This window comes from Ruminococcus sp. 8Y-12, from assembly GCF_058119865.1.
In genome coordinates, this window is record NZ_CM176623.1 from 782699 (window position 1) to 798718 (window position 16020).

Consider the following 16020-nt stretch of genomic DNA (forward strand, 5'->3'; position numbering starts at 1 on the left):
CGTTTCTCTTACGGCTCCAGCATAATCTTCATTGCGTCATCTGCCTCTGTTGTCTGAAACGCCTCTTCCCAGTCTGCCAGTTTGAATTTGTGGGAGATCAGTCCCTCTGTCTTGATCTCTCCGTCCGCAATGCCTTTGATTACGGAATCATAGGTTAGGGCGGATAAGTGCGAACCTATGATGGTCAGCTCCTTGCCGTCTCCGATCGTGTTCCAGTCTGCCTTTACCTCCTCGGCGAACACGCCCATCTGAACATATCTGCCCAGGTTTTTCAGGGAGTCCATGCCCTGGGTTACGCTTCTGGGGCTTCCTGAAGCCTCAATGTACACATCGCATCCCAGTCCGCCTGTAAGTTTATGAATTTCCTCCGCCACATTACATTTGGTGGGGTTGAGCACCACATCCGCGCCGTACTTTTTTCCCATTTCCAGGCGGTTGTCTTTTACATCAATTCCAATCACCATCTTGGGAAGCGCCAGGGAAGCGATGTTCACCATGGAGGTACCGATGGCTCCCAGACCCGCTATGACAACCACATCGCTGTGCTGGATCTGTGCCCTCTCCACTGCATGCATACCACAGGCGATTGGCTCAATGAGGACTGCCTGCTCCGGTGTAAATCCCCGGGGAACCTTGTGGTTGATGCAGTTCTTATCCAGCCTCACATACTCTGCAAAACCGCCGTTGGCGTACTGCTTGAATCCAAATACGGCTGACCTGGTGCACATCCAGTAGATTCCCTTTTTGCAGAACTCACACTCCCCGCATGGGATAACCTGCTCGGAAACCAGCACGTCTCCGACCTCGTAACCTTCCACTCCTTCTCCCAGCTCCACCACTTCCCCGTAGAACTCATGACCACCGATGCAGGGAGCCTCTATGTATCTGTTTTCCGGGGAGGTACCCCAGATACGGATACCTCCATGATATGCCTTCACATCCCCTGCGCAGATACCACAGCCCTTTACCTTCAGAACAATCTCCCCAGCACCTGCCGCGGGCTTTGGATAGTCCTCATATCTGTTGTCATAGGGTGCGTAGGATACAACCGCTTTCATCATTTCTGCCATAATGTTCAATCTCCTTTTCAATTCTGATTTTCTATTTATTTGTTTGCAAAGTGCTCGTCAAAGTATTCCTGTGCATTGGAGGAATCAATCACTGTGATAGGCATATACTGGTCCTTCTCCTGCTCAACGCCCTTCCAGAAATTATCCGCAATGTCGATCAGCATCTGGCCGTGTACGGAACCTCCGCCCAGGCTTACGGAAGATTTCTGGGGATCTCCGTTGATAATGTTCATGATCTCCTGCTCTGTGGCGTCGATGCCGAAGATACCAAACTTTTCGTATTCATCCTCTGTGATATAGGACTTTATGCCCTCATTTGCGCCTGCACCGCCACCGGAGCCGATGGAACAGATCACCTTGATGTTGGGGTTGGACTGCATAAAGTTCTCCGCATTCTTCTGACCGTCCTCCATCACCTCCGCGGGCTGGGTTGCCACCAGCTTGGCATTGGGTGCCAGCTCCTCGATGGCCTCCTTGATTCCGTTTGCACGGTCGATGATTTCCGGGTACTTGGGAAGATCCTCTAAGGCCCACTCTACTTCTTCATCTCCGTAGACCTCTTTGATCCACTCCGCCGCTCTCTGGCCGCAGGCGTATCCTGTATTGTAAGCGTCCACCAGGTACTGCGCGTCCGAGTTCTGGATCACCTGGGTGTAGGCAATGACCTTGATGCCCGCCTCCTGGGCCTCCTTGCACACATCCTCCACAGAGTTGGACTCCACAGCGGCGACGATGATAGCGTCCACGCCGGACTGAATAAAGTTCTCTATCTGTGACACCTGGGTGGTGGCGTCATCATTGGAGTTCTGCACCGTTACTGTCATGCCCAGTTCCTCCCCGTGTGCCTTGGATGCCTCCGCAAGCTCCGCCCAGGTCAGGTTTCCAAGGTTTAAGGTCATTCCCACTGTGTAGGAGTCTGAGGACGCTGCCTTGTCACCGGAGGCTGCCGCTGTGTCTCCTTTCGTGTCCGCACTTCCGCCTGTGGTACTGCTTCCGCATCCCGTCATCAGTCCGATTGCCAATGCCGCGCTTAAAATGATACCGATTGTTCTCTTTTTCATAATCCTTCTTCCTTTCTTTTTCACTGTTCATTTATGATTTTATAAGCATTTATAATCTTAGTTCTCCGCATTGATTGCTTTCATCTTTTTCACTTTCTCGTTTTTCATCAGAGACATGGTGTCGTAGATAACGGCTGCCAGCAGAACCAGGCCCTTAATGACCTCCTGTATGTACTCATTGATATTCATGATAGCCAGGCCGTTTTCCAGAACGCCCACGATCATACATCCAATGATTGCTCCCAGTACGGTTCCCTTACCTCCGTTGGTACTGACACCTCCCACCACGCAGGCGGTCAGACAGTTGAACTCATAGCCGTCTCCTGTTGAGGACTGGGCGGAGTTTAACCGGGCCAGCATCAGAATTGCGCCAATGGAGGTGAAAAATCCGCAGAGACTGTAAGCCATCAGCTGAATTCTCTTGACATTGACTCCAGAGAGCTTTGCCGCCTCCACATTGTTTCCAATTGCATAGAAGTAACGCCCATAAACGGTTTTGTTGAGGATAAACACACCCACCGCAATGATGATTACCAGGAATATAAGGGATATGGGTACGATTCCCGCTATGGTTCCCTGGCCCAGCTTTACAAAGGTATCATTGAATTTGAAGATCGCCAGCCCCCCTGTGATCAGGTAGCTGATACCTTTTAAGATAGTCATCATAGAGAGCGTTACAATTAGGGGCGCCACATGGGTCTCTGTGATGATGATTCCGTTGATCAGTCCAATGGCGGTTCCCAGCAGCATTCCGATAATACATGCCAGTCCCCAGTTCAGTCCAAAGGTGTTCATCAGAACTGCGGTCACTACAATGTCCAGGGATATCTGATATCCCACGGAGAGATCGATTCCTCCGGTGATCAGCACAAAGCTAAAGCCCACGGAACAGATTCCCACGGTTGCGATCTGTTTTGCGATGTTAAAAAAGTTCTTTGCCTGCATAAACTGTGGTGACGCGATGCTAAAAAACACCATCAATGCCAGTAAGACAATAAAAACTGCAAATTCTTTACTTTTTACGATTCTCTTCATCTATTCTGCACCTGCCGCTTTCATTAAAATTGATTCCTGCGAGATTTCTTCCCTGCTAAGGCTTCCGGCCATCCTGCCTTTACATAGAACCACAACCCGGTCGGACATCCCGATCAGTTCCTCCATATCCGACGAGATCATGACTATGGCCTTGCCCTGATTTGCCAGATCGTTCATTATATCATATATTTCCTGTTTTGCCCCCACATCAATACCTCTGGTGGGTTCATCAAAGATGATCACCTCCGGGTCCATGGCCAGCCATTTGGCCAGTACCACCTTCTGCTGATTGCCGCCGCTTAAGTTTTTCACCAGCTGTTCCATGGTAGGAGTCTTGATCCGCAGGCTCTTCTCATACTTCTCTGTCACTTCCACTTCCCGCTTTGGCTTGATCACGCTGTGGTTTGAGATGCGCCTCAGACAGGGCATGGTGGTATTTTCCCGGATACTCATATCCAGCACAACTCCGTGGCGCTTCCGGTCCTCAGGAATCATGGCGATCCCGGCCTCTATGGCCTGCCTGCAGTTCTTTGCATGAAGTGGTTTCCCTTTATAAACGATCTCTCCGGATGTGATCTTTTCGCTTCCGAAAAGGAGCTGTGCCAGTTCTGTGCGCCCCGCGCCCACCAGGCCTCCCAATCCCAGGATCTCCCCCCTCTTGATGTCAAAGCTGATATCCTTTACCCCGTTTCCGCAGACCCTATTCAGCTTCATGAGGGTCTCTGTGGGCGGCTTCTCCCTGACAGGATAGGATTCATTCAGCTCCCTGCCCACCATCAGCTTGATCAGCTCCTGTTTGCTGGTCTCCTCGGTATTCACTGTGGTGATATACTTGCCGTCCCGGATCACGGTCACTCTGTCGGACAGCCGGAAGATTTCTTCCATGCGGTGTGAAATGTAGAGGATGGTTACCCCCTCGGCCTTGAGCCTGTCTACGATCTCATACATGGCTTCTACCTCTGCAATGGTCAGCGGCGCGGACGGCTCATCCATGATCAGGATCTTGGCATCCTTAGAGATGGCCTTTGCAATCTCCACAATCTGCTGAAAGCCTGTCGTCAGATCCGCTACCTTTGCCTTTGGGTCAATCTTTACATGCAGCCGTTCAAAAAGCTCGCTCGCCTTTGCCTCCATGGACTTCCGGTCCAGAACCATTCCCTTTAGCATATACTCTCCCATAAAAATATTTTCCGCTGCGGACAGTACGGGGACAAGTGTAAATTCCTGGTAGATAACCGCCACCCCCTTCTGTCTGGAGAGCTTGGGTGTCAGCTTCTCAAATGTCTCACCGCATATCTCAATGGTACCCTGACTCGGTTCAATGGCCCCGGAGATCGTCTTAATCATGGTGGATTTTCCCGCGCCGTTCTCTCCCACTATGGCGTGAACCTCGCCCTCCCGAAACTCCATATTCATGTTATCCAAAGCCACTACACCAGGATACAGCTTGGAAATGTGATTCAGTTTTAATATGGTGTCGCCGATCATTTTTCCAACTCCTTCCTTTCTCGTTTGCTGTTGATAATATTTTACACCGACAAGATCACAATAAAAATGCACCTTTTTTGACATAAAGTATACATTTTTAACTAATTCACCTACACGCCTCCCCGGATTTTTATTGTCAGTCCCTCAGTAATCTGGTAATATAGGTTTATTGGTATACACAGTAATGCGAAACAGACAGCAGATACAATGGGGGATTGGCATGTTCAAAGTAGTGATTGTGGATGACGAGATATATGTAGTGGCATTGATTCAAAAATTGATCCAGTGGGACAAGTACCAGATGAAGGTGGAGGCCACAGCCAATGACGGGATGACCGCCCTTTCCCTGGTAAAAGAGGTCAAACCGGATCTTGTGATTGTAGATGTGCGTATGCCCGGGTATGACGGGATCGCCTTTATGGACGAGGTGCGCAAGTTCAACACCAATGTAAAGTTTATCGTGATCAGCGGACACAAGCAGTTCGATTACGCCAAGGGGGCCATGCGCAACAATGTGGAGGACTATCTGCTAAAGCCTATCAACAAAGAGGAGCTGGAGACCGTAATCCGCCACGTCTATGATCAGTTGATGGAAAACAGAGAAAAAGAGAGCCGTATCAAAGAGATGGCCGTGGAACTGGACACCAGCAAGAGAAGGGTGCGGGAAACCTTTTTAAAGACCCTGCTGGCGGGTGAACAGAAACTGACGGATGTGGATTTTGTCGGGATCAATGAGCGTAATCTCATAAGCCTGCAACCTGGCTGTTTCCGGATTTTGGCTCTGTTTTTAGACAGCCCCGCAGGTGAGCAGCCAAGCACCAGGGAGGATAATCTTCTGCTGGAAGAGTCATGCGCCAACCTGCGGGGCGCCCTGCAGGAGGTCTGTTGGGAGACTGTGGAGTACACCTATAAAAATGTCTGCTTCTTTTTCCTGAACTATAGGGAGAGCTCCCGCCAAAAGATCCGGGAGATCCTCAGGGAACAGCTCAGCAAATGTACTCTTCAGGTGAAAAAATTTGAAAACCTCTTTTTCCGCATCTGCATGGGTGCGGAGTCCTCAGCACCCCTTGCCTGGGAGTCGTCCGTAGAAAGCCTTTGGAACAGTAGTTTTGCGAGAACAGCTCTCCCGGGCGGAAAAATCATTGAACCGGAGGATATCCGTAAAACCCAGGACTTGCTTCCCGCAATCCTGGAATACCGGGAGGATAAGTTCTCCCAGGCGCTCTCCAGCCTGAACGCTGAGGAGATTCACCACTGTATCAAGGAAATGTACTCCAGAGCCTTTTACGGAATCGAGGAGGACTCTCTTTTGTATTACCGTCTTTTTGTGGAGCTGTTGAACCGGACCTACCGATATTTTAAAGATATCGGAATCTGCAAAGAACTGGAGCTGGAGTTTCGAAACCGCCTGCTGGAGGCTTACATGACCGCATCCGGGCCCCGGGAGTACGCCGCAGTCCTCTACCGGGAGATATCCCATATGATTGAGGAAAACCAGCTCTCCGCCCGCAGCCAGGCCACGCCAACCATACGGATCGTGAAACGGTACATTGCGGAGCACTACAGGGAGGACATCTCCCTCTCCTCTGCCGCTGGTCTGGTAAACCTCACCCCTGTGTATCTAAGCAGGCTGTTCAAAAAGGAGGAGGGCATCAACTTTGTGGACTACCTGAATCAGTACCGCATTGATGTCTCCAAAAACCTGCTCAGGGATGTAAAGTACAACGTGCTGGATGTGGCAGAGCTGTCCGGCTTCAGCAATACACGGTATTTCTCCAAAATATTCAAAAAGGCTGTGGGCATCACTCCCTCAGAGTACCGAAAACGCCACTCAGGCAAGGATGAGGAATAGCAGAATGATGAAAATATCAGAAAAATTCAAAAAACTGTCCGGAAGTCGGGTGATCCTCGCCTTTTTGCTGAATGTGGCTGTATTTGCCGTCATCTTTCTATTTTTCGGCTGGTTTCTGGACGGCGCCAGAAAGCTTGGCACCCACGGCTTTTCCTACCGGGAGACTGCCCTGTGTATGGTTTTTGCCTTTTTAATATCCGGCATTCTGGATTATATGATGATTGTTCGCCCCATCTGGGAGATGGAGGACAGAGTGCAGACATACCGGGATATGGTCAGCAGGGATGAGATGCTGGGGGATACGGATATGCTCTTGGATCACTCCATAGAATCTGTCCTCTATCATCTGATCAAACAGCAGGAGCTGGTCTGCGAGCGGAACCGGCTTGAGGAGAAGCAGCGCAAGAAAGCAGAGCTCTATGCCCTCTCCTCCCAGATTGACCCACATTTTCTCTACAATGCCCTGGATTCCATCCGGGGATACGCTCTGCTCCACGATATGGACGAGATCTCGGAGATCACAGAGGCTCTTTCCAGGGTATTCCGAAATATGATCTCCGACAAACACGAACTGCTCTCTCTGCGTCAGGAGATGGACAACATCAACAATTACATGAAAATCCAACAGTTCCGGTTTAACAATAAGTTTGCCTATTCCTTTGAGGTGGAGGAGGAACTTCTGGATCAATACATGGTGCCTCGTATGGTACTTCAGCCCCTGGTGGAGAATGCCATCATGCACGGCCTGGAGCGCAAGGTGGAGGGTGGCTGGATCAGGGTGAACGCCTATGTGACGGAGCGGAGGTTTGTTCTCACCGTGACTGACAACGGCGCAGGCATCACCGAGGAGCGGCTAAAGATCCTGGGGCAGGCCATGAAACAGATGCCCGCAGACTACAGCGTGGGGGACGGAGCCCACCACGCCGGCATCGCACTGATCAATATTAACAAGAGAATCAAGCTGAACTTTGGCAGCCAGTACGGGATCACTCTGAATAGTACCCCCAATATCCGCACAACTACGGAGGTGGTTCTGCCTCTGCTGCTGAACCGCCGATAGGAGAGCATAGCGTGAAAAAGGAAGCAATGCGGCTGCGCAATATCTGTTACAACGAAAACTCCATAGAGATCGTGAGGGATGGCAGCTTTCATGTGTTTGAGGGGGAGATTGTAGGTCTGGTGGGAAAAAACCATGCCGGGAAGAGCACTCTTCTGGGAGCCGCCACAGGGGAATTTCCCGCCCAGTCAGGGGATATCTGGATTCAGGAGCACAGGAGAACCATTTTCTCTATAGAGCAGGCCCGAAAAGAGGGAATATTTCTAATTAAGGCCGCCGGCTCCCTGATAGACAAATTTTCCATCAAGGACACCATGAAGCTAAACTTTGCCTTTGTGGGTAAAAAGCAGCGGTACGGGGAATATATCAAGAAGTGTAAAAGCATACTGGAGACCCTGAATGTCACTGAGGATTCCGATACCCTGATCGAGCATCTGAACTTTCACAAGCGGGTGCTCGTGGAGATGGCCCAGGCCCTGATCTGCGACGCCAAGATCCTGGTTTTGGACAATGTGGTCAGTCTCCTCTCCAGCACTGCCAGGGAGGAGATAAAACGGGAGTTTCAGCTTCTGCGAATGCGGGGCATCAGTGTAATCCTGATTGAAAATGAGGCTGACTGCATCCTTCCGTATATAGGGCGTCTGTGCGTCATGCGAAAGGGCAGGGTAGTGGCTGAGCTATCCAGGGAGGAGATGGAGCAAGACCTCATCCTCTCACTGATTGAGGGAGAAAAGTTTATTCCCAGAGCCGGGGAGTTCCGCCGCCTGGATAATGTGGATTACTCCCGAAAAATGCTGGAGTTCTCCCACATTTACACGGAGGATAGGGTGATTCGGGATCTCTCGTTCTCACTCTATACAAATGAAACCCTGGGTCTCTGGAACCGGAACAGACATTCCGGAAAGGCGATTCTGGATGTTCTGGGCGGCCGCTCCTCTCTGATCTCAGGTGTAATCCTCTCAGAGGGCAGGCCCTTGGCGGAACCCCTGAAACATGTAAGCAGGCAGGGAATCCTGCTGGTTCCCGAGGACGATGAAATCTTCACCAATATGAATCTGGGAGAAAATATCAGCTTATCCGCCCTCCGCCGCAATGCCTATGGTGGTGTTGTCAAGAAGGAGGGAGAACTGCTCTATCTGGTCCACAACCTTTGCAGTGAGTATTTCAGGGATGAGGGCTACCGCCTGTTTCCCAGCCAGGTAATCACCGACAATGCGCTGATCAAGAAAAAGGTGGCCCTCTGCCGGGCTGTTGCCTGCGGCGCCAAGGTCATTGTATACAACAATCCCTGCCTGAAAATGGATGTGCGTGAGAAGGAACTGTTCACCCAGGATATCCTCAAGACCCAGAAAAAGAAGATCGCCCAGCTTGTAATCTCCGCCCATTTGGACAGTCTGTATCCCTTCTGCAACCGGATTCTGCAGATCGAGGAGGGGAGGATCGTGGGGGAGATTTCCTTGGGGGAGGCGCAGGAGTCTGTGTCAACTGTTCCCCCGGACAATATTTTTCATTGAAAAAGAATCCCGCGCGCAGGATTCTCCGCCTGCGGCGGGTCGCTTTAGCGACATAATTCCTTTCCGCCGCTGTGCGATTCCGCCCGGAGGGCTTTTTATATCATAGGGAATTCCGAAGGACTTTCCTATGATATAAAAAACAGACCTCCCAAAATTAGATTTTTAGGTCTAACTTTTGGGGGGTCAGTTCAAAATCGCCTGTGACGGCTTATTATTTTATATACGTTCGCAAATCCTCTCTACACCATTTTCATAATTGGTGCAAAAGTGAATCCTAGTCTCTAAATACCCAGTTTATACAGGGCTTAATCCTGAACGTAAGGCATCAGAGCGATATGACGAGCCCTCTTGATCGCTACTGTCAAAGCTCTCTGGTGCTTTGCACAGTTGCCTGTGATTCTTCTGGGGAGGATTTTTCCTCTCTCAGATACATATCTCTTTAATTTATTTACATCCTTGTAATCAATCTCATTATTCTCTTTGCCGCAGAATACGCAAACTTTTTTTCTTCTGCGTCCGCCTCTTCTCTTCATCGGAGAATCGCCTCTATCATTTTTGAAAGCCATGTGTTTTCCCTCCTTAGATCAAATTTACTTTGAAAGTCCCGGACAGCGGCTGTGCAGATGGGCAAGCTTGCTTGCGCAGATGTACAGACATTGGACGGGCAAGCCGGTATGAGCAAGCAGGCCAACGGGCCGGATTGCGAATACTGGCGGCAGTTGCGTAAGTGCTGTTGCACGGAGCAACTGACTTTCATTCATGGTGATGTCTGCGTTAGCAGACATGTCCGTTTAGTTAAACGGCAGCTCTTCGTCAATGCCGTCCGGAATGTTCATAAAGCCATCTCCCGATGCTGCACTGGGAGTCGGTTTTGCAGGTGACGGTGCTGAATATCCCCCTTCGCCACTTGCCATGGAAGCCGCCTTGCTCTCAGCAAATTCCTGATCTTCCACTACTACATCTGTTGTGTAAACCTTCTGTCCGTCCTTGTTGGTGTAGCTTCCTGTCTGGATACGTCCGGTAACAACCACCTTCAGTCCCTGACGGAAGTACTTCTCGGCAAACTCTGCGCTTCTTCCGAAAGCCACGCATCCAATAAAGTCTGCGGTAGCCTCCCCGTCGCGTCTGCCAAACCTGCGGTCTACAGCTAATGTATATCTGGCAATTGCCATGGAATTATCCCCTGCGGAATAACGAATCTCAGGATCTCTGGTTAAACGCCCCATTAATATGACTTTGTTCATACTATCTCCTCTTCTCTATCTATGCATCCTGTCTAACGCATAAATATCTGATGACGTTCTCCATGATGCGGATGTGTCTCTCGATCTCCGCCGGAGCAGTAGTATCCGCTTCAAACTGGATAAAGTAGTAAAAGCCTTCTTTCATCTTCTGAATCTCATAGGCTAATCTCTTCTTGCCCCACTCATCAACATTCGTGATCGTACCGCCGTAGCGTGCAATGTACTCTTTCACTTTCTCGATGGTAGCTGTTCTCACATCATCCTCTACCTTTGCGTTGACAACAACTGCTAATTCATACTTGTTCATGCTCTTCGCACCTCCTTATGGTCTCTGGCCCCCTGTCTTAAGCGGGGAGCAAGGAATTTAAATAATATATCACAATTGCTAATAATACCATAAGACAGGCTGGATCGCAAGTAGTTTCTGCTATTTTCCCTCATTTTTTCCGCAATCCTCTGGTGTTTTTCTCCACCAGCTTCCTGGCAATCATAATCTGGTGCCCGCATCCCAGGCATTTCAGGCGGAAGTCCGCTCCCACCCTCAGGATTTCCCACTCACTGCTGCCACAGGGATGTTGCTTTTTCAGTTTCACAATATCTCCCACTTCGTAATCCATAAACTCTCCTATTCCATTTTGACCAGGTCACTTTTCAGAAATGACCTGGTCATTTCTGAAAAGTGACCTGGTCAAAATGAGCATTTTTGTTAGATTTGCACAAATATCTCCCCGATTCTGCCGGAAATCACTAGGTTTGCATTCTTATCCTGCGGTGTCACTGATTTATTGATAACCACCAGCTTCTTCCCCCGGTAATAATCTACCAGCCCCGCAGCCGGATACACCACCAGAGATGTACCGCCGATAATCAACACATCTGCCTCAGAAATATACCGCACTGCCTTGGCAAGCGTCCCATTGTCCAGTCCCTCCTCATAGAGCACAACGTCCGGTTTGATCATCCCTCCGCACTCGCAAGCGGGCACACCCACGGCCTTTTGCATGTACCCCGCGTCATAGAACTTTCCGCATCTCATGCAGTAGTTCCGGTGCACACTGCCGTGCAGCTGCAGCACCTCTTTGCTGCCTGCGGCCTGATGGAGTCCATCAATATTCTGGGTGATGACCGCCCGCAGCTTTCCCTCCTCCTCCAGTCGGGCCAGTTTCATGTGGGCCTCATTTGGCTTTGCAGTCAGGCAGAGCATCTTATCCTTATAGAACCGATAAAATTCCTCCGGATACCTCATAAAAAAGGAGTGGCTCAAAATGGTCTCAGGCGGATAATCATATTTCTGGTGATACAGTCCGTCTGTGCTTCGAAAGTCAGGTATCCCGCTCTCTGTGGAAACACCGGCCCCGCCGAAAAATACAATATTGCTGCTCTCGTCCACAAGCTCCTTCAATTTCCCGATCCCATCCATATGCATTCCCTCTTTCTTACCCGGTTCAGGTTCGCCCGGGCGCCCTACTTGCTCAAATAAGTATTTATCAGTTTCCCCTGTACAATAAACCGGGTGGTGTCGTTTCCCGTGCATGTGGACAGGGTAACCACCTTGTCATCCGCCCCCACCTTTACCTTGCTCTCTACCACCGATTTTTCAAAGGCGTTGTTAATATAATCCATAAAGTCCTCGTCATCCTCAAAGGTGAGCTGGTATGTTTGGCTGGTGGCCCCCACCTCCTGACAGGAAAAAATCTCATACTGGTAGATCTTGTCCGGTGTGTAAACCCAGAAATACGGGCTCTTTTCATATACCCCGTCCTCGTAAAACTTCTTCAGCGTGCCGAACATGGACCCATTTTTCATGTTGTGCCCATAGATAATAGAATTGCGGTCTGTAAAGTCTTTTTTACTCTGGGTATCCAGGAAAATACATCCTGCAAAATTGGGGGTCTTCTCAAAGGTATTGTGCAGGTAAAAATCATTGTCCGATCCCTGCGCCAAAGGATAGCTGATATCCAGAGCGGTCACCTTCAACCACCCAATGATCTCTTCATTTACTTCCTTTAAGCTGGCAAAGTCAATGGGGTTCTCCATCACCATCACCCCGTCACGCTCCTCCACCGGGGCATCCTCAGGAGCCTTCTCCTCATCCCCTGCATACTGCTTCTCCAGGGCGCTGTACTCATCCGTCCCCTTTTTATACTCCAGGTAAATGGTGAGCAGCTGATAACCCGAGTAGCAGAATATCCCCAAAGCTACTATGATAATCAGTGTTCGTATCACATCCCCCACTGTCCTCTTTTTTTTCTTTTTAGATTCTGTCATTTTCTCTTGTACCTGCCTTTCCAGCCCGTTTGCGCTTCTGCACAGGCATCTCCTGATGCTTTGGCAGCCTCACGGTAAATTTCGTACAGTTAAAGTTGCTGGAGGCCTCTATTGTGCCCCCGTGAAGCTCCACAATCTCTTTTGCAATGGAAAGTCCCAGACCAGCACCGCCCGTGCGGCTGGATCTGGCGTTGTCCACCCGGTAGAACTTCTCAAATATGGAACTTAACTTCTGCTGGGGAATCTGATCCCCCTGGTTGGTAAAGGTAATTACAATGGTATTCATCTCACAGTAAGCCTGGATATCAATGTTGGTTCCGGGATAGCTGTAAGCTATGGCATTTCTCAGGAGATTGTCAAACACCCTGGCCAGCTTGTCCGGGTCCCCATTCACAATCAGCCCATCGTCCGTGTGTATGGAACAGGTGAGCGTCTTCTCCGCAAGCACTGCGTAGCTCTCATCCGCCAGCTGTTCCAGCATAATGGAAAGGTTCACCTTCCCCTTCTCCAGCACAATATCCTGCAGGTTGAATCTGGTAATTTCAAAAAACTCATTGATCAGTTCCCCCAGGCGCATAGACTTTTCCAGGGAAATATGCGTGTACTTTGCCCTCTCCTCCTCCGGCATATCCGGCTGCTCGTCCAGCATAGTGAGGTACGCGATAATGGAGGTCAGAGGTGTTTTTAAATCATGGGCCAGATAGACAACCAGATCATTCTTCCTCTGTTCGCTCTCAATCGCTGCGTATTCCCGCCTCTTCAGCGTCATTTTCAGGGTATTCAGTTTCTCAGAGATGGGCCGAAGCTCCGGCACCAGGGTGACAGGAGCCTCCGAATCGCTCAGAATATTGTCAATCTCCTCCCCGATCTCATCCAGGTAGTGGGTCACCTTGGAGATGGCTGCATAAAAAAAGATCAGGAATAGTATGATAAAGCCCATGGCTAAAAACATATCTTTATTGTCCATAAAGATCTGTCCATATAGCTGATTGGCCTCCTCATAGCTCAAATGAAATCTCATCAGCACGGAAATGATCAGCTCCGGAAACTTGGGCTGAAAGACACCGTCAATCAGCAGCTTCAAAATCCCAAACCCCACGGCCAATGCCAGCAAGGTTACCAGGATAGTACGAAGCATCATTCCCCACTTTAACTTGCGGTAATTATTTTTCAACGCGATATCCAACTCCCCAGACGGTCTTGATAAAATCCGATTTTCCCGTAGGTCCGCTCATCTTTTCGCGCAAGTGGCGGATATGGACCATCACCGTATTGTTGCTGTTCTTATAGTATTTTTCCTTCCAAACCTGCTCAAAGAGCTGCTCGGAGCTGATGACCTGTCCCCGGTTCTCACAGAGAATCCAGAGAATGTCAAACTCGATGGGCGTCAGGGTCAGCTCACGCTCATTGTAGATGCACTCATGGGTGCTCCGGTTCAACAAAAGCCCCGCAAAATCAATCACATCCTCCTGAGGCTTGTTCCCCTCATTGTACTTGGTGGAGCGCCTCAGCTGGGCCTTCACCCTGGCAATCAGCTCCAGAGGGTTAAACGGCTTGGCAATGTAGTCATCCGCCCCCAGAGTCAGCCCATTGATCTTATCCATATACTCCGTCTTAGCGGTCAGCATGATCACCGGAAAGGTATAGTTCTCCCTTATCTTCTGCAAGATCGTTAAGCCGTCAATGTCCGGAAGCATCACGTCCAGCAAAGCCATATCCGGTGTGTTCTCCTCAACACACTTCAAGGCATCCGTGCCGTTGTAGCACTTGATCACCTCGTAATTTTCATTTTTCAGATACAGCTCCACTACGTCCGCGATCTCCCGTTCGTCGTCTACAATCAGTATCTTACTCCCCATAGTAATCCTCCTGTTTTCTTTCAGAACGTCTGTCGTCTATATTCTATAGGTTTCGTAACTGTTCGCTACTCGCACAGTTACCAGGTTTCCTCTTATAAGTCACAGTTTCCAACCGTACGCGGGAAAGGAACCACGTCCCTAATATTTCCCATCCCGGTCAGGTACATAACGCATCTCTCAAAGCCCAGCCCAAATCCCGCATGGCGGGTAGACCCATACTTGCGCAGGTCCAGATAAAAGTCATAGTCTTCCTTCTGAAGTCCCAGCTCTTCCATGCGCTTTACCAGTACGTCGTAGTCATCCTCCCTCTGGCTTCCTCCGATAATCTCACCGATTCCGGGCACCAGGCAGTCCATGGCCGCTACGGTCCTTCCATCCTCATTCAGCTTCATATAAAATGCCTTAATCTCCTTGGGATAGTCAGTCACAAACACCGGCCGCTTGTAAATCTGCTCTGTCAGATAGCGCTCATGCTCAGTCTGCAGGTCACATCCCCAGGATACTTTGTACTCAAACTTGTCATTGTTTTTCTCCAGAATCTCAATGGCCTCCGTGTAGGTCACATGGGCGAACTCAGACTTCACCACATGGTTCAGGCGGTCCAGAAGCCCCTTGTCCACAAAGGAGTTGAAGAAATTCATCTCCTCAGGTGCATGCTCGATCACATAGCTGATCACATACTTTAACATAGCCTCCGCCAGCATCATATCATCCTTCAGATCCGCAAAAGCAATCTCCGGCTCAATCATCCAAAATTCCGCTGCATGGCGGGTGGTGTTGGAATTCTCAGCCCGGAAGGTAGGTCCAAAGGTGTAGATATTGCGGAACGCCTGGGCATAAGTCTCCCCGTTCAGCTGTCCGCTGACCGTCAGATTGGTCTCCTTTCCAAAGAAATCCTGGCTGTAGTCCACCTTTCCCTCCTCAGTCCTTGGAAGATTCTCCATGTCCAGAGTGGTAACCCTAAACATCTCACCAGCTCCCTCACAGTCGCTGCCTGTAATCAGGGGAGTGTGCACATAGACAAAATCCCTCTCCTGGAAAAACTTGTGGATTGCATAAGCAATCAGGGAGCGCACGCGGAACACTGCCTGGAAGGTGTTGGTTCTGGGGCGCAGGTGGGAAATGGTGCGCAGGTACTCAAAGCTGTGGCGCTTCTTCTGCAGTGGGTAATCCGGTGCGGAGGTTCCCTCCACTTCCACCTCTTCTGCCTGTATCTCAAAAGGCTGTTTCGCCTGGGGCGTGGGCACCAGGGTCCCCGTAACGATCACTGCTGCACCCACATTTAACTTGGAAATCTCAGCAAAATTTTCCATTTTATCGTGATATACCACCTGAATTGGCTCAAAAAAAGTACCGTCATGGAGCACCAGGAAACCGAAAGTCTTGGAATCCCGGACACTTCTTACCCAGCCTCCTACTGTCACACTCTTATTTAAATATTCTTCTCTGTTTCTGAAAATCTCTCTAACCGTTGTTAATTCCATAATAGCTTGAACTCCTTTGTTCTCATATTATTCGTTACTGTTCACATGTTCACAGTAACATGCATAAATCCATGCAAAATCGTCTTTG

The 16020-nt window shown here is 49.7% G+C and carries 16 protein-coding genes; 3 read left to right on the forward strand and 13 right to left on the reverse strand.

What is annotated here, in order from left to right:
* Nucleotides 1–8: 8 nt before the first annotated feature.
* Genes AC0THY_RS02775 through AC0THY_RS02790 form a run of 4 tightly spaced genes read right to left on the reverse strand, consistent with a single transcriptional unit; the run spans nt 9 to nt 4654 of the window.
* The gene (locus AC0THY_RS02775; protein WP_489992947.1) at nt 9–1070 is read right to left on the reverse strand and encodes a zinc-binding dehydrogenase; all 1062 of its coding nucleotides are present in this window, start codon (nt 1068–1070) and stop codon (nt 9–11) included.
* Nucleotides 1071–1105: 35 nt separating this feature from the next.
* Entirely contained in the window at nt 1106–2131 is a 1026-nt protein-coding gene (locus AC0THY_RS02780) for a sugar ABC transporter substrate-binding protein (protein ID WP_489992948.1), read from the reverse strand.
* 57 nt (nt 2132–2188) lie between these two features.
* Nucleotides 2189–3166 (reverse strand): ABC transporter permease, encoded by a 978-nt coding sequence (locus AC0THY_RS02785; RefSeq protein WP_489992949.1) that lies wholly within the window; start codon nt 3164–3166, stop codon nt 2189–2191.
* Entirely contained in the window at nt 3167–4654 is a 1488-nt protein-coding gene (locus AC0THY_RS02790; protein WP_489992950.1) for a sugar ABC transporter ATP-binding protein, read from the reverse strand.
* 220 nt (nt 4655–4874) lie between these two features.
* On the opposite strand from AC0THY_RS02790, the gene AC0THY_RS02795 reads away from it, so the two are divergent.
* Genes AC0THY_RS02795 through AC0THY_RS02805 form a run of 3 tightly spaced genes read left to right on the forward strand, consistent with a single transcriptional unit; the run spans nt 4875 to nt 9077 of the window.
* A complete protein-coding gene (locus AC0THY_RS02795; RefSeq protein WP_489992951.1) occupies nt 4875–6506 on the forward strand; it encodes a response regulator in 1632 nt (543 codons plus the stop codon).
* Nucleotides 6507–6510: 4 nt separating this feature from the next.
* Nucleotides 6511–7566 (forward strand): sensor histidine kinase, encoded by a 1056-nt coding sequence (locus AC0THY_RS02800; protein WP_489992952.1) that lies wholly within the window; start codon nt 6511–6513, stop codon nt 7564–7566.
* A gap of 11 nt (nt 7567–7577) precedes the next feature.
* Nucleotides 7578–9077 carry an ATP-binding cassette domain-containing protein gene (locus tag AC0THY_RS02805; RefSeq protein WP_489992953.1) on the forward strand — a complete coding sequence of 500 codons (1500 nt, stop codon included), beginning with the start codon at nt 7578–7580 and terminating at the stop codon, nt 9075–9077.
* Nucleotides 9078–9382: 305 nt separating this feature from the next.
* On the opposite strand, the gene rpsR is transcribed toward AC0THY_RS02805, so the two are convergent.
* From rpsR to asnS, 9 genes are all read right to left on the reverse strand, one after another.
* Complete coding sequence (rpsR, locus tag AC0THY_RS02810) at nt 9383–9643, reverse strand: 30S ribosomal protein S18 (RefSeq protein ID WP_489992954.1); 261 nt, start codon at nt 9641–9643, stop codon at nt 9383–9385.
* Between the two features lie 225 nt (nt 9644–9868).
* The gene (locus AC0THY_RS02815) at nt 9869–10321 is read right to left on the reverse strand and encodes a single-stranded DNA-binding protein (protein WP_489992955.1); all 453 of its coding nucleotides are present in this window, start codon (nt 10319–10321) and stop codon (nt 9869–9871) included.
* Between the two features lie 19 nt (nt 10322–10340).
* Nucleotides 10341–10628 carry a 30S ribosomal protein S6 gene (gene rpsF, locus AC0THY_RS02820; RefSeq protein ID WP_489992956.1) on the reverse strand — a complete coding sequence of 96 codons (288 nt, stop codon included), beginning with the start codon at nt 10626–10628 and terminating at the stop codon, nt 10341–10343.
* A 130-nt stretch (nt 10629–10758) separates the two neighbouring features.
* Entirely contained in the window at nt 10759–10938 is a 180-nt protein-coding gene (locus AC0THY_RS02825; protein WP_489992957.1) for a DUF951 domain-containing protein, read from the reverse strand.
* 89 nt (nt 10939–11027) lie between these two features.
* Entirely contained in the window at nt 11028–11741 is a 714-nt protein-coding gene (locus AC0THY_RS02830; RefSeq protein ID WP_489992958.1) for an NAD-dependent protein deacylase, read from the reverse strand.
* Nucleotides 11742–11785: 44 nt separating this feature from the next.
* The gene (gene srtB, locus AC0THY_RS02835) at nt 11786–12589 is read right to left on the reverse strand and encodes a class B sortase (protein WP_489992959.1); all 804 of its coding nucleotides are present in this window, start codon (nt 12587–12589) and stop codon (nt 11786–11788) included.
* The gene (locus tag AC0THY_RS02840; RefSeq protein WP_489992960.1) at nt 12576–13763 is read right to left on the reverse strand and encodes a sensor histidine kinase; all 1188 of its coding nucleotides are present in this window, start codon (nt 13761–13763) and stop codon (nt 12576–12578) included. The genes srtB and AC0THY_RS02840 overlap by 14 nt, the downstream gene beginning before the upstream one ends.
* Nucleotides 13753–14448: a VanR-ABDEGLN family response regulator transcription factor gene (gene vanR, locus AC0THY_RS02845; RefSeq protein ID WP_489992961.1), complete on the reverse strand. Its 696-nt coding sequence runs from the start codon at nt 14446–14448 to the stop codon at nt 13753–13755. The genes AC0THY_RS02840 and vanR overlap by 11 nt, the downstream gene beginning before the upstream one ends.
* A 92-nt stretch (nt 14449–14540) precedes the next feature.
* The gene (gene asnS / locus AC0THY_RS02850) at nt 14541–15932 is read right to left on the reverse strand and encodes an asparagine--tRNA ligase (protein ID WP_489992962.1); all 1392 of its coding nucleotides are present in this window, start codon (nt 15930–15932) and stop codon (nt 14541–14543) included.
* Nucleotides 15933–16020: the final 88 nt, after the last annotated feature.

Excerpts from the sequence above, each read along its gene's own strand:
- AC0THY_RS02775 (WP_489992947.1), bottom strand. The coding sequence starts at position 1,070 with ATGGCAGAAATGATGAAAGCGGTTGTATCCTACGCACCCTATGACAAC.
- AC0THY_RS02780 (WP_489992948.1), bottom strand. The coding sequence starts at position 2,131 with ATGAAAAAGAGAACAATCGGTATCATTTTAAGCGCGGCATTGGCAATC.
- AC0THY_RS02785 (WP_489992949.1), bottom strand. The coding sequence starts at position 3,166 with ATGAAGAGAATCGTAAAAAGTAAAGAATTTGCAGTTTTTATTGTCTTA.
- AC0THY_RS02790 (WP_489992950.1), bottom strand. The coding sequence starts at position 4,654 with ATGATCGGCGACACCATATTAAAACTGAATCACATTTCCAAGCTGTAT.
- AC0THY_RS02795 (WP_489992951.1), top strand. The coding sequence starts at position 4,875 with ATGTTCAAAGTAGTGATTGTGGATGACGAGATATATGTAGTGGCATTG.
- AC0THY_RS02800 (WP_489992952.1), top strand. The coding sequence starts at position 6,511 with ATGATGAAAATATCAGAAAAATTCAAAAAACTGTCCGGAAGTCGGGTG.
- rpsR (WP_489992954.1), bottom strand. The coding sequence starts at position 9,643 with ATGGCTTTCAAAAATGATAGAGGCGATTCTCCGATGAAGAGAAGAGGC.
- AC0THY_RS02815 (WP_489992955.1), bottom strand. The coding sequence starts at position 10,321 with ATGAACAAAGTCATATTAATGGGGCGTTTAACCAGAGATCCTGAGATT.
- rpsF (WP_489992956.1), bottom strand. The coding sequence starts at position 10,628 with ATGAACAAGTATGAATTAGCAGTTGTTGTCAACGCAAAGGTAGAGGAT.
- AC0THY_RS02825 (WP_489992957.1), bottom strand. The coding sequence starts at position 10,938 with ATGGATTACGAAGTGGGAGATATTGTGAAACTGAAAAAGCAACATCCC.
- AC0THY_RS02830 (WP_489992958.1), bottom strand. The coding sequence starts at position 11,741 with ATGGATGGGATCGGGAAATTGAAGGAGCTTGTGGACGAGAGCAGCAAT.
- srtB (WP_489992959.1), bottom strand. The coding sequence starts at position 12,589 with ATGACAGAATCTAAAAAGAAAAAAAAGAGGACAGTGGGGGATGTGATA.
- vanR (WP_489992961.1), bottom strand. The coding sequence starts at position 14,448 with ATGGGGAGTAAGATACTGATTGTAGACGACGAACGGGAGATCGCGGAC.
- asnS (WP_489992962.1), bottom strand. The coding sequence starts at position 15,932 with ATGGAATTAACAACGGTTAGAGAGATTTTCAGAAACAGAGAAGAATAT.